The sequence below is a fragment of the Rathayibacter sp. AY1A7 genome (genome assembly GCF_002930845.1).
GTDB lineage: Bacteria > Actinomycetota > Actinomycetes > Actinomycetales > Microbacteriaceae > Rathayibacter.
In genome coordinates, this window is the sequence record NZ_PSTL01000010.1 from 108,182 (window position 1) to 127,224 (window position 19,043).

Consider the following 19,043-nt stretch of genomic DNA (forward strand, 5'->3'; position numbering starts at 1 on the left):
CGCTACTCCGGCGGCAGAGCGCGGGCGCGAGCGGACCGCTCCGCGAGCAGAGCGAGACCCGCGCCGATCACGACGAACGAGATCGGGGCGAAGAACACCTCGCCCAGCTGCGTCGCGCACAGCAGCACCAGGATGCTCGCCGCGCCGACCGCGTGCCCCGGGCGGCTCCCGGCCCCGGCGGCCGTCGTCGCGAAGCCGGCCACGAGCACGGTGCCGATGACGCCGACGAGCAGCACGACGCCGCCCTCGGCCATCAGCGCCAGGTAGGAGTTGTGGAAGAACCAGTCGATCCCGTCGACCCGCGCGGTCGCCTCGCCGAGTCCGGAGCCGGTCCACGGCGAGAGCGCCACCTTGTCGACCGAGGCGTCGAGGATGCGGGCGCGCAGGGCGTCGGAGCCGGCCCGCTCCACCCCGTAGTCGCCCGCCGTCGCCAGGTTCCGCTCGGCCCAGAGGAACAGCAGGACGAGGCCGCCGCCGAGGAGCGCGCGGAAGAGCAGGCGCAGGTACGGCGCCGCGACGAGCCACACGAGCGCGCAGGCGTAGGCCGCCATCGACGTGCGGGAGTCGGTGGCGACGACCGCAGCGGCTCCGAGCGCGAGCACGCCGATCCGCAGCCACAGCCGCGAGCCGAGCGCCGAGACCAGCAGCGCCGCCGCTCCGTAGACGAGACCGGCCACGTTCTTGTCCTGGAGGAAGCCGGTCAGGGCGCCCTGGTAGCTGTCCGGGGCGAGTCCCGCGACGAACAGCACAGCGTTCAGCGACAGGGCCGCGGCGAGTCCTTTGAGCCCCGAGACCACGTCGATCCGCCCGCTCGCGAGGAAGCCCGCGGCGAGCATGACGAGCGCGATGTTCGCCGCCCGGCGCAGGGCGTCGAGGCCGTCGAAGGACGAGCCGGCGAGGACGAAGGCGAGCAGGGCGAGGCACAGCCACGGGTACCAGGCGGCCCGTCCGAGACGGCGGGTGGGCCGCCGGAAGAGGCTGACGAGGACCAGGGCGGCCAGCGCCGTCTGGGCCAGCGGGACGCTCCCCGGGAGGAAGGGGGCGGGGAGCCGGTAGACCAGGAGGCCCATCAGGACGGCATCGAGTATCCGAGCGGAATGTGCTATCGGAAAGGCCTCGTGAACGAGCGGGGAACGCCTCTCGACGACGATCTCTCCCCCTGGCGCGGACATGTCGTCATCCTCGCAGAAAGGGCCTCCCGAGGGGTCGGGGACCGCCTAGGGAAAGGCGCTCCGCATTGCTAGCGTGACCGACACCTCAGCATCGTCGTGCGGCGCATGCGCGGCACGCAGAAAGGTGCGCAGTGACTGTCGTCGATCTCATCGCATTCATCCGGCGGAACTGGCGGACCCTCGTGGTCGCCGTGCTCGTCGGAGCCCTGGCGATGGCCGCCTTCTCGTTCCTCACTCCGAAGGTCTACGAGTCGAGCTCGGCCGGATTCGTGATCGCCGCGAGCGACGGCAGCTCGGCCGATGCGATCAGCGGGTCGCAGACCGCAGTGACCCGGGCCAACGCCTACCTGCCGCTGATCTCGAGCAGCGCCGTCTCCGAGCGGATCGAGGCCGACCCGGAGGCGAATCCCGGCGGGGAGGCCCTGAGCGGCCGCCTCACCGCGAGGGTCGCTCCGGGCAGCACCCTGATCGAGGTCACCGCCGCGGCCGGGACCGCGCAGAACGCCGCCGCCCTGGCCAACGGGGCGCTCGCGGCGCTGGCGGCCGTCATCACCGACATCGAGACGCAGTCCACCGCGGACCGCACACCGCAGATCACCGTCGTCCCGCTCGAGAACGCGGAGCCGCCCGCCGCTCCGACGAGCCCCGACTGGGTGCGGAACATCCTGCTCGGCGCCCTGGGCGGGCTCGTTCTCGGCTTCGGTCTCGCCTTCCTCCGCCGGGCCCTCGACATCCGCGTGCGGACCGTCGACGACCTCACCGAGCTCTTCGGCGTCGGCGTCCTCGGGCGCATCCCCAAGGCGGGACGCCCGGGCCGGACCGGCGGCCGCCGCGGCACCGACGCGCTCACCGCGGAGGCGTTCCGCTCGCTCCGGACGGGCCTGCGCTTCTCCAGCGTCGACGAGGAGACGCGCAGCGTCGTGATCACCAGCGCCAACCAGGCCGAGGGGAAGTCCACGATCGCCGCCGGACTGGCCCGCGTCACCGCGGAGTCCGGGCAGCGCACCCTCCTGGTCGACGCGGACCTCCGCCGGCCCTCCGTGGCGCGGATGCTGGACATCGACGGCGCCATCGGCCTCAGCGAGGTCCTCAGCCACCAGATCCCCGTGGACGACGCGATCCGCCCCACCGGCACCGCGGGCCTCTACGCCCTCCCGGCCGGGCACATCCCGCCGAACCCGTCCGAGATGCTCGGCTCCGAGGCGATGCGCGCCCTGGTCGCGCGCCTCTCCAAGGACTACTTCGTCGTCATCGACGCCCCGCCCGTGCTGCCCGTCACGGACGCGTCCATCGTCGCGACCGTCGTCGACGGCGTCGTCTTCGTCGTCGCCTCGAACCAGACGCGCCGGCCCGAGGTCGTCGCCGCCCGGCGGATCGTCCAGCAGGTCCGCGCCCGCGTGCTCGGCACCGTGCTCAACATGGTCACCGCCCGCGACGGCGACACCGGGTACTACTACTACGACCGCAAGAACGCGTACTACGCGGAGCCGCAGCCGGCGACGGGGCGCAAGCGCGCGGCGGCGGCACCGCGCCGGTCCGAGCTCGCCCCGGTGGAGTCGCGGGCCCTGCCTCCGCAGACGTCCCGCCGGGCGGCTCGATGAGCGGGCGCCTGCTCCTGCTCTGCCATGCGAACGTGGCCCGGTCGCCCTCGGCCGAGCTGATCGCGGCGCGCCTGCTCGGCGCGGGCTCCGACTGGCGGGTCGAGAGCGCGGGAACGCACGCGGAGGCCGGCCGCGGGCTCGACCCCGAGCTCAGCGATGCGCTGCGGGCCCGCGGACTCTCCACGGCCGGGCACCGCGCGCGCCAGGCCGACGGCCGGATGCTCGCCGGCACCGACCCCGTGCTCGTGTTCGAGGCGGGCCAGCGCGAGTGGGTCACCCGCCACTTCCCGGCCGCCGCGCGCCGCACCACCACGGTCCGCCGGGCGGCGCGGCTGGCGGGAGCCGCCCCCGGCGTCCCGCTCCTGCGGCTGCTCGCCGACGACACCGCCCCTTACGGCGCCGAGGACGACTTCGCCGACCCGTTCGGGCGCGGACCGGACGTCGCCGCGGCGGCCGTCGAGGACATCGACGCCCTGCTCCGGGTGATCCTCCCCGCTCTCGGCGCTCTGCCCGTCGGCGCGGAGCCCCCGGCCGCCACCGTCCGGAGCACCCGCCGCTCGCTCCGCCGGGATCGCGCCGCCGAGACGGTCGCGAGGTGACCGCCGAGGGGGTGAGCGTCGTGATCCCGCACTACGGCGACCCCGCGCCCGCGCTCGCCCTCGTCGAGCGGCTCCGCAGCCAGGAGTCGCCCCCCGCCCTCGAGATCGTCGTCGTCGACGACGCCTCCCCGGTCCCGTTCCCGGCCGGGATCGACGGAGTGGAGGTCGTGCGGCGCGAGCGGAACGGCGGCTTCGGCGCCGCGGTGAACACGGGCGCCGCCCGGGCGCGCCACCCGCTGCTCCTGGTGCTCAACAGCGACCTCGTCGTCGGACCCTCCTTCCTCCGCGACCTGCTCGAGGCGGGACGGCCGTGGCTGCCCGCGGTCGTCGCTCCGGACCTCGTCGACGCGGGCGGGGAGCGGCAGTGGGTCGGCCGGCGCTTCCCGCGGCTGCACCACTACGTCGTGGAGTGGCTCACTCCGCTCGCGCGCTGGCGCCCGCGGCTGCACGCGGCCGTCGGCCACGACACCCGGTGCACCCCGGGCGCGACGGTGCCGGTGGACTGGGTGGTGGGCGCCGTGATGCTGCTGCCGGTGGCCGAGTTCCGCGCGGTCGGCGGGTTCGACGAGTCCTTCCACATGAACTGCGAGGAGGTCGACCTCCAGCGCCGGCTGCGCGAGCGCGGCGTGCCCTCGGTCTTCGCCGGCTCCGTCGTCGCCGAGCACACGGGAGGCGGCTCCTCCGACCCCGCGTGCCGGCTGGTCTGGCTGGTCGCCTCGCGCCTGCGCTACGCCCGCAAGTGGGGCGGACGCCCCGCCGCCCTCGCCGCGGCCCTGCGCGCCGCCTCCGCCGTGAACCTCGCCGCCAACGCGGTGCGCGCCGCCGCCGGCAGCGACGTGCGCCCGCTGGCCGTCCTCCGGCGCGAGCTCCGGCTCGTCGCCGCCGCCGAGGCGGCGTCCCGGTGAGCGGGCCCGTGCTCGTGGTGAGCCCGGTCTTCCACGGCTACTGGGAGGCGCTCGAGTCGGCGCTGGCCCACCTGGGCGACGACGTGGTCGTCCACCGCTACGACGCCGCGACCGGGCTGGCCCACGTGCGCGACGCCCTCGGCCACCGGCTCCCCGGGGGCCGGCTCCGGCGCTCGTCGATGCGCGCCGAGACCGACCGTGCGATCGCGGCGCTGCGCGCCGTCCGGCCCCGGGCCGTCCTCGTGGTGAAGGGCGACTCCCTCGGCGACGCCTGGTGGGAGGAGGTCGGCCGCGCCGGCGTCCCCGTGGTGCTCTGGCTCTACGACGAGCTCCGCAACATGGGGCACCCCGTCGACCGCCTGCGCTCCCTCGCCGGGGAGGCGGTGTCGATCGTCAGCTACTCCGCCGCCGACGTCGCCGAGCTCGCCCGCGCGGGGGTTCCGGCCGGGCACCTGCCCGACGCCTTCGACTCCCTCCTCTCCTTCCGCCCCCGCCCCTCCGCCGCGGTGACCTTCGTCGGCGCCCGCTACCCCGAGCGCGAGCGCGTGCTGCGGGAGCTCGCGGCCGGCGGTGTCGCGGTCGAGGCGTACGGGCGGCAGTGGTCGCGGCACCCCTGGGACGTGGCGCGCACCGGCCGCTGGCGCTCGGCCGGCGTCCCCGCCCGCCGCGACGTCCCGCGGGCGGGCTACTACGGAGTGATGGCCGGCTCGACCGCGACCCTGGCTCTGCACGGCGCGGGCCACGGCGGACTCTCGATGCGCGCCTTCGAGGCCCCGGGCGTCGGGGCGCTGACCCTGATCGACCGGCCCGAGGTGGCGGAGTTCTACGAGGTGGGCAGCGAGGTGCTCGTCTTCGAGGAGCGGGACCAGCTCGTCGAGCACGTGCGGCGGGCGGGCGCGGACCCCTCGTGGGCGCGGCGCATCCGCGAGGCGGGCGCGCGCCGCACCGGCGCCGAGCACACCTTCGTGCACCGGATGCGGGAGGTGAGGGCCCTGTGGCGCTGACGCACCCGACCGATCTGGAGGCCTGGCGCCGCTGGCAGCGCGGCCGCGACCCGCTGCGCACCGCCCGGGCGGCGCTCCGGCGCTCCGAGCCGACCCGCCTGGTGCTGCACGTGCGCGGCGACCGGCCCGCCGTCCTGCTCGCGGTGGAGGCGTCGACGGCGAGCGCCCTCGCCTCGACCGCGGCCTCGCTCGCTCCTCTCGGCGAGGCTCCCGCGGCGGTCCTCGCTCCCTCCGGAGCCGACGACGCGCTGTCCGGGCTGCTGCCGGGCCGCTGGAGGGCGCACCCGGTCGACCCGGAGGCGGACCCGCCCGCCGAGCTGCGGAGCCTCCGCGCCGTGATCGCCACCGGCCACTTCCTCGCGGCGGGAGCGGCCGCCCACCGCTGGTCCGCGATCCTCGGCGCCCGCTTCCTGGTCGTGCAGCACGGCCTGCTCACCCCCTCCGCCCCGCCGCTCCCGCCCGGAGCGACGCTGCTGGCGTTCTCGGAGGAGGACGCGGCCTTCTGGACCTCCGGCCGCAGCGACGTGGAGACCGAGGTCGTCGGCAGCCAGCTGCTCTGGACCGCGTCGCGCCGCCCGCGCCCCGAGCGGCTCGAGGAGCGGCCCCTGTTCCTCGGCCAGCTGCACGGCGCGGAGCTGCCCCGGCGGACGGCCGCGGCCACCGCCTCCCGCTTCTGCCGCGAGGCGGGCGCCGACTACCGCCCCCACCCCGCCGAGGTCGACCGCCGCTCGCGCTGGCAGCACGCGCGGTGGGAGCGCCGCGGCATCCGGGTGCTCCGCGGCGGCGACCTCGCCGCGCAGGCCCGGCCGGTCGCCTCGATCTTCTCGACCGGGGTCCTCGAGGCCGCGGCCGCCGGGATCCCCGCGTGGGTCGTCTGCGAGGACCCGCCCGCCTGGGTGCTCGAGTTCTGGAGCCGGTACCGGCTCGCGCGCTGGGGCGGGGAGACGCCGACCGCGGCTCCGCCCGTCCCGTCCGTCGAGCCGGCCGTCGCCGTCGCCCGCCGGGCACTCGCCATCGCCGAAGGAGGCACCCCGTGACCGTTCTCTGCGTCATCCCCGTCCGCGGGGGCTCGAAGGGCGTCCCGCGCAAGAACGCCCGCCCCGTCGCGGGCCGCCCGCTGGTGGTCTGGAGCATCGAGCAGGCGCTCGCCGCCGGTCTCGACGTGCTCGTGTCGACCGACGACCCCGAGCTGGCCGCGATCGCGGAGGGGGCGGGAGCGGACGTGCCGTTCCTCCGGCCCGCCGAGCTGGCGCGCGACGAGACGGCGACCGAGCCCGTCGTGCTCCACGCGATCGAGCACCGGGCCGCACTGGGCCGCCGCCCGGACGCGGTGATGCTGCTCCAGGCGACCTCGCCGATCCGGCTCCCGGGCACCCTCGCCCGCGCGCTCGAGCAGTTCGCCTCGACGGGGGTCGACTCGCTGGTGGGCGTCGTCCCGCAGACGCCGTTCCTCTGGCGGCTGCAGGAGGGGGCCGCCGTGCCGCAGTACGACGTCACGGCCCGGCCGCGGCGCCAGGACCTCGCCGAGGCCGACTTCTTCTACCGCGAGACCGGGTCCCTCTACCTCACCCGCACCGAGGTCTACGAGCGCGAGCGCAACCGGATCGGCGGCCGGGTCGGCCTGTTCGTCATGGACGAGGCGGAGGGCGGGGACATCGACACCGAGGCGGACCTCGCGGTGGTCGAGCAGACCCTCCTCAGCCTGTCGGCGGGAGGCGGCGCATGATCATCGACCGGCACCTCGCCCCGTTCATCGTCTTCGCCGAGGACCCGGTGCTCACCGCGCTGGCCAAGATCAACGCGAACAAGCAGCGGATCGTCTTCTGCGTCGACGGGCACGGGATCCTCCGAGGGTCGGTGTCCGACGGGGACTTCCGCCGCTGGATCATCGCGAACCCGACGGCCGCCCTCGACGTCCCGGCCCTCGCCGTCGCGAACACCGCCGTCCGCACGGCGGGAGCGGACGAGCCGGCCACCGCGATCGCCGCCCGGCTCGGCCGCGACGGGATCAGCCACCTCCCGCTCGTCGACGACCGCGGGCACCTCGTCGCGATCGCGGTCGAGGGCGATCGGGCGCTGCGGATCGGCCGCCACGAGGTGGGCGACGGCCACCCGGCCTTCCTGATCGCGGAGATCGGCAACAACCACAACGGCTCGGTCGATCTGGCGCGGCGGCTGGTCGACCTCGCGGTCGAGGCGGGCGCCGACGCGGTGAAGTTCCAGCTGCGCGACCTCGACTCCCTCTACCGGCGCGCCGGCGGGGCCACCGCGGGGGAGGACCTCGGCGCCCAGTACACGATCGACCTCCTGCGCCGCTTCTCGCTGCCCGCCGAGCCGCTCCTCCGGGTCTTCGACCACGCGGCCGAGGCCGGGATCGACGTCCTCTGCACCCCGTGGGACGCCCCGAGCGTGCAGGCGCTCGTCGACTACGGGATCCCGGGTCTCAAGATCGCCTCGGCGGACCTCACCAACCACGGGCTGATCGAGGACGCCGGCACCCGGGGGCTGCCCCTGCTGCTCAGCACCGGGATGTCCCGCGAGTCCGAGATCCTCGAGTCGGTCGCGCTGCTGCGCTCGCTCGGCACCTCCTTCGCCCTGCTGCACACCCAGTCGACGTACCCGGCGCCCTACCGCGACCTGAACCTCGCCTACCTCGACCGGCTCGCCGAGATCGGCGGCGGCGTCGTCGGCTACTCCGGCCACGAGCGGGGCTGGCACGTCCCCGTCGCCGCCGTCGCCCGCGGGGCCCGCATCGTCGAGAAGCACTTCACGGTCGACCGGGGGATGGAGGGCAACGACCACACGGTGTCCCTGCTCCCGGACGAGTTCCGCCGCATGGTCGGCGAGATCCGCGACATCGAGGACTCGCTCGGCACGCGCGACGCCCGATCGGTCTCGACGGGGGAGTCGATGAACCGCGTCTCGCTCGCGAAGTCGCTGGTCGCCTCCCGCGACCTCTCGATCGGGGACGTGGTGCGCGCCGCCGACGTCGTCGTCCGCAGCCCCGGCCGGGGCCTCCAGCCCAACGAGCTGCCGCAGCTGCTCGGCCGCGCGCTCCACCGCGACGTCGAGGAGGGCGGGTTCTTCTTCGCCGGCGACCTGCGCGAGAGCACGCCGTCCGGCCGGCCGTTCCGGTTCCGCCGCCCCTGGGGCCTGCCGGTGCGGTACCACGACCACGCGGCGCTCGCCGCGGAGTCGAACGCCGACTTCCTCGAGTTCCACTTCTCGTACCGCGACCTGGAGATCGAGCCGGACGACGTGTTCACCCGCCGCCTCGACTCCGGCTTCACCACCCACCTGCCGGACCTGTTCGCGGGCGACTTCCTCGTCGACCTCGCCTCCTTCGACGACGACGTGTGGGAGCGCTCGATCGCGGAGGTGCAGCGCACCGTCGAGACCACCCGGAGCCTCGCGCGCTGGTTCCGCCAGGAGGAGGACCCGATGATGGTCGTCACGATGGGCGGCTTCACCCGCCACGCGCACGTGGCTCCGGATCAGCGCGCTCCCCTCTACGAGCGCGTCGCCGACGCCCTCGAGCGGATCGACGCGAGCGGCGTCCGCGTGCTGGCGCAGACCCTCCCGCCCTACCCGTGGCTCATGGGCGGGCAGCAGTTCCACAACCTCTTCGTGGACCCGCGCGACACCGCGGAGTTCGCGGCCGCGACCGGCACGCCGCTCTGCCTCGACGCCTCGCACACCAAGCTCGCGGCGAACCACCTCGGGCTCGCCTTCTCGGAGGCGGTGGCGCTGCTCGCTCCGCTCAGCGCGCACCTGCACCTCGTCGACGCGACGGGTGTCGACGGCGAGGGGGTGCAGATCGGAGAGGGCGAGATCGACTGGCCGGACTTCGCGGCGTCGCTCGACGAGCTGGCGCCCGGGGTGCCGTTCATCCCCGAGATCTGGCAGGGGCACGTGAACAGCGGCGAGGGCTTCTGGACCGCGCTCGAGCGGCTGGAGGAGTGGCTGTGACCCCGCTGGCGCTCTGGACGGTGCCGGTCGGCGAGTTCGGCGGGGTGGCCCGCCACGTCCTCGACGCCGCCCGGCACGGGATCCCCGGCCACCGGCTCGTCGTGCTCTGCCCGGAGGGAGCGCTCGCCGAGCGGCTGCGGGAGCAGGGCTCGGCCGTGACGACCGGGCGCTTCGGAGTGTCCGCCGGCGCCCCCGCCTCCGTGGCGACCCTGCGCGCGACCGCGGCGGCTCTCCGCCCGGCGATCGTCCACTCCCACCTCGCCCACGCCGACCTCGTGGCCGCGGCGACCCCGCTGCCCCGTGGGGTCCGCCGGGTCACGACGGAGCACGGCATCGCCGGGCCCGACGTCTACCACCGCACCGCCCTGCGGGCGCGGACGACCGCGGCGGCGCACCACGCGCGGCTGCGGTCCTTCGACGGCGCGATCGCCGTCTCGGAGGCCACTCGCCGCACCATGATCGAGAAGTGGCGGCCGAGCCTGCCGGTGCAGGTCGTGCTGAACGGCGTCGACGCCGCGCCCCGCGACCGCGAGCAGGGGGAGCCGGGCTCCCTCCGGGTCCTCTCGCTCGCGCGCCTGGCGCCGGAGAAGCGCCTGGACGCGCTGCTCGAGGCCTTCGCGGTGCTGCGCTGGCGCGTCCCCGGCGCCACGCTGACCGTCGCCGGCGAGGGACCGCTCGACGGCGCCCTGCGCGCCCGGGCCGAGCGGCTCGGCCTCGGCGACGCCGTGTCGTTCCCCGGCTTCGCCGATCCGGAGGCGGCGCTCGCCGCGGCGGACGTCGTCGCCCAGCTCTCGGTCTGGGAGAACTGCTCCTACACGCTGCTCGATGCGGTCGCCCGCGGGATCGGCGTGGTCGCCTCCGCGGTGGGCGGGAACCCCGAGATCGTCGAGCGGGACTCGCTGGTCGACGCCGACGACCCGGAGGCGGTGGCCGCGGCGCTGGAGCGGCAGGCGTCGAGGGCCGCGGCTCCTCGTGCCGTGCGGGACGTCTCCGCCATGTGCGGCGGGATCGCCGCCGTGTACGAGGGGGTGGCGGCGTGAGCGGCGGGTCCCTGCGACCGGGGCTGCGCACCCTCCTCTCGCTGGCCGGCGCCGCCTCTCCGGGCTGGATCACCGCCGCCGTCGCGGGCTCCCTCGCGCTCGCGGTCCTCGACACCCTGGGCGTCGCCGCGATGGTGCCGCTCATGGCGCTGCTCACCGGGACCGACACCACCACGGGCGCGCTCGGCGTCCTCTCCGGCGTCCTCGGCTCGACGGACGTCCAGACCCTCCTCCCGATCATCGCCGGCTTCGTCGCGGTCGTCTTCGTGCTCAAGAGCGCCGGGACGATCGTCTTCCGGTGGTGGCTGCTCGGCCGCACCACGCGGATCTCGGCCGACGCTGCGACGGAGCTGCTCCGGCGGTACGTCCTCGCGCCCTACGCCGTCCACCGCTCCCGGCGCCTCGCCGAGGTGTACCGGACCATCAACGACGCCAGCGCGCAGGCGGCCGGCGTGCTCCTCGGCGTGATCGGCATCGCCTCCGACCTGCTGGTGCTCGTCGCGATCGTGGCGATCCTGCTGGTGGCCTCGCCGGTCGCGACCCTGTTCGCGGCCGTCTTCTTCGCGGTGCTGCTCGGCGGCGTCCAGGCGCTCCTGCGGCGGCGGCAGGGCCGGATCGGCGAGGAGATGGCGGAGGCCGCGCTGGAATCGTGGCAGTTCCTGCTCCCCTCGCTCGACGGGTTCCGCGAGGCGCGCCTGACCTCGAGCGCGGCGAGCCTGGTCGCCGGCTTCAGCGGGGCCAAGCGCCGCAGCGCCCAGGCTCTGCGCTCCCTCTCGCTCGTCTCGGAGCTGCCGAAGTACCTGCTCGAGATCGGCTTCGTCGTCGCCGTCGTGGGCGTCTCGGGGATCCTGGTCGCCACCGGCTCCGGCGCCGAGGCGCTCTCCGTCCTTGGCGTCTTCGCGGCCGCCTCCCTCCGCGCCCTGCCGACGCTCAACCGCGTCTCGGCCACCTTCGCGATCGTGCGCAGCGGGCAGGCGGGGCTGCGGATCGTCTCCGAGGCGGCCGAGGAGCTCGCCTCCGAGGGGGCGCACGACGAGACGCCCGGGCCGGGCGGCCGCTACTCCGGCGACATCGCGCTCGAGCACGTCACCTACCGCTACGCCGACTCCGACGTGGACGTCGTGCGGGACGTCTCCCTGGTGATCCAGCGGAACGCCACGACCGCCTTCGTCGGATCCAGCGGCGCCGGCAAGAGCACCCTCCTCGACCTGGTCCTCGGCCTGCTCCCGCCCACGAGCGGCCGGATCCTCTGCGGCGGGCGGCCGATCGACGAGGACCCGGCGGCCTGGTACGCGGGGCTCGGCGTGGTGCCGCAGGACGTGTTCCTCCTGGACGCGACCGTCGCCGCGAACGTCGCCTTCGGGGTGCCGGCGGCCGAGGTCGACCACGAGCGCGTGCGCGAGGTGCTGCGGACGGCGCAGCTCGAGGAGTTCGTCAGCGGGCTGCCGCAGGGTCTGGACACCCGCGTGGGCGAGCGCGGCGTCCGCCTCTCCGGCGGCCAGCGCCAGCGGCTCGGCCTCGCCCGGGCGCTGTACCGGCGCCCCTCGGTCCTCGTCCTCGACGAGGCGACCTCGGCGCTCGACAACCGCACGGAGCACGAGATCTCGCGGGCCGTCGCCGAGCTGCACGGCAGCATGACCGTCCTCGTGGTCGCCCACCGGCTCTCGACCGTGCGCGGCGCCGACCGGCTGCTCTTCCTCGACGGCGGCCGGATCGAGGGGGCCGGCACCTTCGAGGAGGTGCGGGCCGCGCACCCCGGCTTCGCCCAGCTCGTGGCGCTCGGAGAGCTCTCGTGAGCGGCGGAGGCCCGCGGTGGTGACGCTCGGCGACGTCCGCTCGGCCCTGCTGGCGCCCCTCCGCCGAAAGGGCACGACGGTGCTGCTGCCCGGCGAGTCGTTCGGGGTCGGGAACCTCGCCTACTTCTGGCTGCAGGCCCACGCCCGCCGGAGCCGCGGGGTGCCGACCGCGGTGCGCGCGACGCGGAGGACCGCGGAGTGGGCGGAGGTCTTCCCGCGGGTCCTCGAGGAGCTCGTGGTGCCCCCGGCGGAGATGTCGTTCTTCAGCCCCCGCGAGCTCGGGAGCGTCCACCAGGAGCTCGGCGTGGAGTTCACAGCGGACGAGCTGGCGGACTTCGTCGCGACGATGCTGCTCCCGCCCGGCGGCCCCTTCACTGCTCTGGTGGCGGCGGCGCGACCGGAGGCGGACCTCACCCTGAACATCCGGCGCGGCGACTACTACAGCGTCCCGGCCTTCCGCGGCCGCTACTCCTTCGACGTGGTCGAGTACGTCGACGCGGCGCTCGCCCTGGCCCGCGAGCGGGAGCCCGTGCGCAGCGTCCTGATCGTGTCGGACGACCTCGACTGGTGCCGGGTGAAGCTGGCCCGCGTCCTCGAGGGCCTCGAGGTGCGCTTCCCGGGGGCGGGGACGCCGGTGCCGAAGCAGCTCGCCCTGCTGGCCGCGTCCCGCCGCCTGGTGCTGACGAACTCGACCTTCTCGTACTGGGGCGCGCATCTCGGCGACCACGTGCACGGCGGCGCCGAGGTGATCGCGCCGTGGTTCCACAGCCGCGCGTGGAACGGAGGGGCGGCGACGCAGCTCGATCCGCGCTGGCGGGTGGTCCGCGACCTCTCCGGCGGCTGGGACGGCTGACGCGGAGAGTCGGAGTCCGGCGGCTGCGCGGGGCTCGCGGGTACCGGTGGGGGCTGCGGGCGGGCGGCTCCGGGTGTGGCTGGCTGCGGGCGGGCGGGTGTGCGAGGACGGCCGCGGGCTCGCGGCTCCGGGCTCGCGGCTCCGGGCCTCAGCGCAGGACGTGGCCCTCGACGTCGACGGGAGCCCGGGCGGTGAGGCGCTTCAGCCGCATCGCGGGGCGCTCGACCAGCAGCCAGCTCGCCCACGCGAGGGGGACCGTCGCTGCGACCGAGAGCGCGATGTACGCCCAGAGCGGCACGGCGGCTCCGGCTCCGACGATCGCCAGCGAGAGCAGCTGCTGCACGGGGAACGCGTAGATGTACATCCCGTAGGAGACGTCGTGGGTCGCGTCCACTCGACGCAGGGGGAGCCGGGCGCCGAGCGCGACCATCAGATAGGCGAGGGGGAGGCCGGCGAGCACGCGGTAGAGGCCGGTCGCGATCACGAGGACGAGCAGCACGGCCGCGACGGCGGTGAGCGCGCCCGTCAGGGGGAGGCGGTCGCGGTACAGGTGCACGAGCGCGCCGGCGAGGAAGTAGCCGACGAGCGTCACCGTCTGGTTGAGGGGCGCCGGGAACGGGACGAGGTCCGTCGCGAGCACCGCCGCGACGAGGGTGAGGCCCGCGAATCCCGTGACCACGAGGGGCCGCACCCAGCGCGCGGGCGCCAGGGAGACGAGCAGGCCGATGACGACGTAGCTGACGAACTCGTAGAACAGGCTCCAGAGCGAGCCGTTCCACGCGCCCGGGTAGGGCACGGAGTCGAGCATCCCCGCGATGCCGTACTCCCGGATGTAGAGGGCCGCATTGGCGACCACGAAGCGCACCGCCCCGGCCGCGCTGTACTCGCCGGCTCCGAGGAGGAGCGACGCGAGCGGTGCGGCGACGAAGGCCACGACCAGGAGCGAGACGAGGAAGGCGGGATAGATGCGGAGGAAGCGCCGCCAGAGGAAGTCGACCAGCGATCGCGAGCGCAGCCGGCTCGCGGTGATCAGGAAGCCGGAGGTGGCGAAGAACCCGCCGACCGCCCAGGCGCCGAGGGTGGAGCCGCCGAGCCCGGGGTCGTCGCCGTAGCCGCCGAGGGGGAAGGAGTGCGACACGATGACGAGGACCGCCAGCCCGAGCCGCAGGGCGTTGATGCTGTTCGACCGCGGGTCGAAGGCGGAGCCGACGGTCGGGCGCGTGCGTGGCGCGCGGGCGGGCGCGGCGGTGCGCCGGACGTTCTCCTGGCGGGTCATGCGCACATCCTGCTGACCCCGTCCGCCGCCGTCGATCGGGCGTGGGACGCGCCGCGCTCCTCCCGGAGGGCCCGCGCACCAGCAACGACGCGCGCTCCACCCCTGCGGCCCCGTCGCGGAGCTGACGCGGACTGACGTGCGGCCTGCGGCTGATCCCTCTCCGCCCCGTCGTCCCTCCGTCTCCCTCTGCCGCGAGACGCCGCTCCGGTACGCGACACGCCGGAGCGGGCGTACCGGAGCGGCACCTCGTGGCAGGCGGTCGGATCACGCCGGTCGGATCACGCCGGTCAGAGCAGCCCGTCCGTGAGGTGGTCCGGCGTGCCGAAGCGGTGGGCCGTGATCGACACGGCCTGCTCGCGGAGGAACGGCAGCAGCTCCAGCCGGCCCGCCTCGGTCGCCGGGCCGGCGTAGACCGCGAGGTCGGGGCGCCCGCCCGTCACGGCCGTCACCGTCGCGGCGGACGCGCCCAGCAGGCGCACCCGTCCGGCGCCGTGCGCGCGCACCCGCGCCTCCCACGCCGCGTCGTCCTCGACCACGACGGCGCCGGCCGCCTCGTCGAGACCGGCGGCGAGCTGCGGAGGCAGCGCCGCGGCGCTCGAGACGACCACCCGTGCCTGCGCGGTCGCCGCCGCGACGGCCACCCGCACGAGCGAGCCCAGCGGCTCCCCGGCGGCCAGGCGCACCAGCACGGCGGAGTCGTAGGGCAGGCGGCGGAAGACGTTGCGCTCCGCCTCCAGCCCCGTCACGTCGCGAGGAGCGCCCGCGGCCCGCGCCGCCGCGCAGCTGCGCGCCGTCCGCTCCACCGCGGCGTGCTCCTCCGCCGGGAGCTCCGCGCGCGACGCGGCGAGCAGGCGGGCGGCCGGTCCGACGACCGGAGCGGTCGCCTCCGACGGCGCCGCGGTCCAGGAGCCCAGGCCGAGCAGGTAGTCCGGTCCGCCCGCCTTGGTGCCCGGGCCGACCGCCGACTTCTTCCAGCCGCCGAACGGCTGGCGCTGCACGATAGCCCCGGTGATCCCGCGGTTCACGTAGAGGTTGCCCGCCTCGATCCCGTCGAGCCAGGTGCCGATCTCCTCCGGGTCGAGCGCGTGCAGGCCCGAGGTGAGCCCGTAGTCGACCTCGTTGACGATCGCGATCGCCTCGTCGAGGGTCGCCGCCGTCATGATCCCGAGGATCGGCCCGAAGTACTCGGTGCGGTGGAACTCGGACCCGCGGCGCACGCCGTCGCGGACGCCGGGGCTCCACAGGCGTCCGGAGTCGTCGAGGCTCCGCGGCTGCAGCAGCCAGGTCTCACCGGCGCCGAGCTCGGTCAGGCCGCGCAGCAGCTTGCCCTCGGCGGGTTCGATCACCGGCCCCATCCGCGTCGCGGGATCGGTCGGGTAGCCGACCGTGAGGGAGGAGACCGCGTCGAGCAGCTGCGCGCGGAACCGCTTCGAGCGCGCGACGGAGCCCACCAGCACGACGAGCGAGGCGGCGGAGCACTTCTGGCCCGCGTGCCCGAAGGCGCTCGCCACCACGTCCTTCACCGCCAGGTCGAGGTCGGCCGAGGGGGTGACCACGATCGCGTTCTTGCCGCTCGTCTCGGCGAGCAGCGGGAGGTCGTTCCGGAAGGAGCGGAACAGCTCCGCCGTCTCGTAGGCGCCGGTGAGGATCACCCGGTCGACCTGCGGGGAGGCGATCAGGTCGCGCCCCAGCTCCTCCTCCGGCAGGCGGAGCAGGCGCAGGGCCTCGCGGGGCACGCCCGCCGCCCACAGCGCCTCGGCCACCACGGCGCCGCAGCGCGCGGTCGGTCCGGCGGGCTTGAGCACCACGGCGGAGCCGGCCGCGAGCGCCGCGAGGACGCCGCCCGACGGGATCGCGACCGGGAAGTTCCACGGCGGAGCGACCAGGGTCAGCGCGGCCGGGTGGAAGCGGGCGCCGTCGACCGCGTCGAGCTCGAGGGCGCGCTCGGCGTAGTAGTGGGCGAAGTCCACGGCCTCCGAGACCTCGGGGTCGCCCTGGTCGAGGGTCTTGCCGCCCTCGGCCGCCATGACCTCGAGCAGCTCGGCGCGGCGCGCCTCCAGCTCGTCGCCCGCGCGGTGCAGGATGCGGGCGCGCTCCTCGGCCGGGACGTCGCTCCAGCCGCTGCCGCGGGCGCCGGAGAGCACCGACTCCAGCTCGTCGAGGGTGCCGATCGTGGCGGCCTCGATCGCGTCGGCGCCGGCCCGGGAGGAGGGGACGCGCGCGAGGATCGCCTGCGCCCACTCGCGGTTCGCGGCGATGGACGGGTCGGTGTCGGGGGTGCTGCGGAAGTCGCCCGGTCCCGGACGGCCGCTCGCGGCGAACCGGTCGGGCACGCGGTGCGCCGGGGGGACGGCCCCGTCGAGGGCGGCGACGGAGGCGCGGAACCGCTCCTCCTCCCGCGCGAAGAGCGCCGGGTCGGCCTCGAGCTCGAAGACGGCCGACATGAAGTTCTGGCTCGACGCGCCCTCCTCCAGCCGGCGGATCAGGTAGGCGATCGCCACGTCGAACTCGGCCGACGCGACGACCGGCGTGTAGAGCAGGAGCGAGCCGACCGTGCGGCGCACCGCCTCCGCCTGGCCCTGGGCCATGCCGAGGAGCATCTCGTACTCGATCCCCTCGCGGACGCCGCGGGTGCCGGCGAGCAGCCACGAGTACGCGACGTCGAAGAGGTTGTGCCCGGCGACGCCGACCCGCACGTTGCGGATCCGCTCCGGGTGCAGCGCGTAGTCGACGACGCGCTTGTAGTTCGTGTCGGAGTCCTGCTTGCTGCTCCAGGTCGCCAGCGGCCAGCCGTGGACCGAGGCCTCGACCTGCTCCATCGGCAGGTTCGCGCCCTTCACCAGGCGCACCTTGATGCCGGCGCCGCCGCGGGCCCGGCGGGCGGCGCTCCACTCCTGCAGGCGGATCATCGCCGAGAGCGCGTCCGGCAGGTAGGCCTGCAGCACGATGCCGGCCTCGAGGCCGAGGAACTCCGGCCGGTCGAGGATGCGGGTGAAGACCGCGATGGTGAGGTCGAGGTCCTTGTACTCCTCCATGTCGAGGTTGATGAACTTCTGCGGCGAGGACGCGGCGGCCCGGGCGAACAGCGGCGCCAGCTCCTCCACGATGTCGTCGACCGCGGCGTCGAAGGCCCACGGGTTGTGCGGGGCGGTGCTCGAGGAGACCTTGATCGAGACGTAGTCGACGTCGTCGCGGGCGAGGAGCCGGTGCGTCCCCTCCAGGCGGCGGTGGGCCTCCTCGCGGCCGAGGACGGCCTCGCCGAGCAGGTTCATGTTGAGCCGGACGCCGTCGCGGCGGATCGCGGCGATGGCCGGGCCCAGGCGGGAGTCGGTCGCGTCGATGATCAGGTGGCCGACCATCCGTCGCAGCACCCGGCGCGCGATCGGCACCACGACGTCCGGGAGGAGCGGCGCCATGACGCCGCCGAGGGCGACCGCGCCGCGCATCGGAGCCGGGAGGAAGGACGGCACGCCGCCCGCGATCGCCTTCAGCGCCGCCGCCGCGACGCGGGTGTCCTCGGGGCGGACGACGCCGTCGACGAAGCCGACCGTGAAGTCCAGGCCGGCCGGGTCCTTCAGCACGCCCGCCAGCTGCGCCCCGGAGGCGTCGATCGGGATCGCGGACGCCTCGCGCAGCCAGCGCCGCACCAGCGCGACGCTCTCGTCGACCAGGCGGGGATCGATCGAATCGGCGGACGGACCGTCGGCGGCGGGGCCGGTGGCGAGAGCGGGGCTGGCGAGATCCGTCATGGTGCGGTCCTTCTGCTCTGAGGTGGGTGCCTTCAGTATTCGACCGACTACCGTTGAGCAGAAGCGACCGTTCCTTACCGGTACCGGTCAGCTCAGCTGAACGATCGGAGAGACGCCGTGCTCGATGTCCGCCGCCTGGTCCTGCTCCGCGAGGTGGCCATCCGCGGCACTCTCGCCGCCGCGGCCGAGGCCCTCGCCTACAGTCCCTCCGCCGTCTCGCAGCAGCTCGCCGTGCTCGAGCGCGAGGCCGGCGTCGAGCTGCTGCGGAAGGCGGGCCGGCGCGTGCAGCTCACACCCCAGGCCGAGATCCTGGTCGAGGCGGCCGGCGAGGTGATGGCCCTGCTCGAGCGGGCGGAGGCGGCGCTCGCGGCCTCGGGGGAGTCGGTGACCGGGCGGGTGCGCGTCGCGGTGTTCCAGTCGGCCGCGCTCGCGCTCATGCCGGGTGCGCTCCGGGCCGTCGCCGACCGCTTCCCGGAGGTGCGCGTCGAGATGGTGCAGCGCGAGCCCGAGGGTGCGCTGCACGAGACGTCGTGGGCGCGGGAGTTCGACCTCGTCGTCGCCGAGCAGTACCCCGGCCACTCGACCTCCTGGCTGCCCGGACTGGTGCGCAGCGACCTGACGACCGACGCGATCCGCCTCGCCGTGAGCCACGACTCCGCCGTCGTCGACCTCGCCTCGGCCCGCGACTCCGCCTGGGTGATGGAGCCGCGCGGCACCGCGAGCCGCCACTTCGCCGAGCAGACCTGCCGGGTCGCGGGCTTCGAGCCGGACGTCCGCTTCGAGACCGCCGACCTGCAGGCGCAGATCCGCCTCGCCGCCTCCGGCCACGCCGTCGCCCTGATGCCCGACCTGGTCTGGGCGGGCGAGGCGCCGGACTGCCGCCTCCTCGAGCTGCCCGGCACGCCCCGCCGCACGATCTTCACCGCCCAGCGCGAGGCGCAGCTGGCGTCGCCGGCCGTGCGGGTGTTCCGGGAGTGCCTGGCGGAGGTGGCGGGACGTTTCGCGTGAGGCTGGGGGCGTGCGGGGCAGCTCGAGGAGGCGGCAGTCCGGCGCCTCGCCCGCCCAGACCAGGTCGGGCA

Annotated in this window: 14 protein-coding genes; 11 read left to right on the top strand and 3 right to left on the bottom strand. The window is 75.3% G+C overall.

The features are described from left to right. Positions 1-2 precede the first annotated feature (2 nt). Positions 3-1,070 (bottom strand): O-antigen ligase family protein, encoded by a 1,068-nt coding sequence (locus tag C5B95_RS09920; protein WP_104349063.1) that lies wholly within the window; start codon positions 1,068-1,070, stop codon positions 3-5. Between the two features lie 233 nt (positions 1,071-1,303). Here C5B95_RS09920 and C5B95_RS09925 point away from each other — a divergent pair, with 233 nt between their 5' ends. From C5B95_RS09925 to C5B95_RS09970, 10 genes are read left to right on the top strand one after another with little or no spacing between them, the layout of a single operon-like run. Then, entirely contained in the window at positions 1,304-2,773 is a 1,470-nt protein-coding gene (locus tag C5B95_RS09925; protein WP_104224518.1) for a polysaccharide biosynthesis tyrosine autokinase, read from the top strand. Beyond that, entirely contained in the window at positions 2,770-3,372 is a 603-nt protein-coding gene (locus C5B95_RS09930; protein ID WP_104227202.1) for a hypothetical protein, read from the top strand. Before C5B95_RS09925 ends, C5B95_RS09930 begins: the two co-directional genes overlap by 4 nt. Beyond that, positions 3,369-4,277 carry a glycosyltransferase family 2 protein gene (locus tag C5B95_RS09935; protein ID WP_104349064.1) on the top strand — a complete coding sequence of 303 codons (909 nt, stop codon included), beginning with the start codon at positions 3,369-3,371 and terminating at the stop codon, positions 4,275-4,277. Before C5B95_RS09930 ends, C5B95_RS09935 begins: the two co-directional genes overlap by 4 nt. Then, the gene (locus C5B95_RS09940; RefSeq protein WP_104258156.1) at positions 4,274-5,281 is read left to right on the top strand and encodes a glycosyltransferase; all 1,008 of its coding nucleotides are present in this window, start codon (positions 4,274-4,276) and stop codon (positions 5,279-5,281) included. The genes C5B95_RS09935 and C5B95_RS09940 overlap by 4 nt, the downstream gene beginning before the upstream one ends. Further along, complete coding sequence (locus tag C5B95_RS09945; protein ID WP_104349065.1) at positions 5,272-6,318, top strand: hypothetical protein; 1,047 nt, start codon at positions 5,272-5,274, stop codon at positions 6,316-6,318. Before C5B95_RS09940 ends, C5B95_RS09945 begins: the two co-directional genes overlap by 10 nt. Further along, positions 6,315-7,007 (top strand): cytidylyltransferase domain-containing protein, encoded by a 693-nt coding sequence (locus C5B95_RS09950; RefSeq protein ID WP_104329399.1) that lies wholly within the window; start codon positions 6,315-6,317, stop codon positions 7,005-7,007. The genes C5B95_RS09945 and C5B95_RS09950 overlap by 4 nt, the downstream gene beginning before the upstream one ends. Continuing rightward, positions 7,004-9,250, top strand: a complete 2,247-nt coding sequence (locus C5B95_RS09955; protein ID WP_104349066.1) for an N-acetylneuraminate synthase family protein — start codon at positions 7,004-7,006, stop codon at positions 9,248-9,250. The genes C5B95_RS09950 and C5B95_RS09955 overlap by 4 nt, the downstream gene beginning before the upstream one ends. After that, positions 9,247-10,290: a glycosyltransferase family 4 protein gene (locus C5B95_RS09960; protein WP_104349067.1), complete on the top strand. Its 1,044-nt coding sequence runs from the start codon at positions 9,247-9,249 to the stop codon at positions 10,288-10,290. The genes C5B95_RS09955 and C5B95_RS09960 overlap by 4 nt, the downstream gene beginning before the upstream one ends. Next, the gene (locus C5B95_RS09965; RefSeq protein ID WP_104349068.1) at positions 10,287-12,086 is read left to right on the top strand and encodes an ABC transporter ATP-binding protein; all 1,800 of its coding nucleotides are present in this window, start codon (positions 10,287-10,289) and stop codon (positions 12,084-12,086) included. Before C5B95_RS09960 ends, C5B95_RS09965 begins: the two co-directional genes overlap by 4 nt. Before the next feature lie 16 nt (positions 12,087-12,102). Beyond that, the gene (locus tag C5B95_RS09970; RefSeq protein WP_104349069.1) at positions 12,103-12,939 is read left to right on the top strand and encodes an alpha-1,2-fucosyltransferase; all 837 of its coding nucleotides are present in this window, start codon (positions 12,103-12,105) and stop codon (positions 12,937-12,939) included. 148 nt (positions 12,940-13,087) lie between these two features. Here C5B95_RS09970 and C5B95_RS09975 read toward each other — a convergent pair whose 3' ends face one another. Continuing rightward, complete coding sequence (locus C5B95_RS09975) at positions 13,088-14,215, bottom strand: acyltransferase (RefSeq protein WP_104349070.1); 1,128 nt, start codon at positions 14,213-14,215, stop codon at positions 13,088-13,090. A 287-nt stretch (positions 14,216-14,502) separates the two neighbouring features. Further along, entirely contained in the window at positions 14,503-17,964 is a 3,462-nt protein-coding gene (locus tag C5B95_RS09980; RefSeq protein ID WP_104349071.1) for a bifunctional proline dehydrogenase/L-glutamate gamma-semialdehyde dehydrogenase, read from the bottom strand. Positions 17,965-18,081: 117 nt separating this feature from the next. Between C5B95_RS09980 and C5B95_RS09985 the strand changes: the two genes are divergently transcribed. Then, positions 18,082-18,972 carry a LysR family transcriptional regulator gene (locus C5B95_RS09985; protein WP_104227335.1) on the top strand — a complete coding sequence of 297 codons (891 nt, stop codon included), beginning with the start codon at positions 18,082-18,084 and terminating at the stop codon, positions 18,970-18,972. Positions 18,973-19,043: the final 71 nt, after the last annotated feature.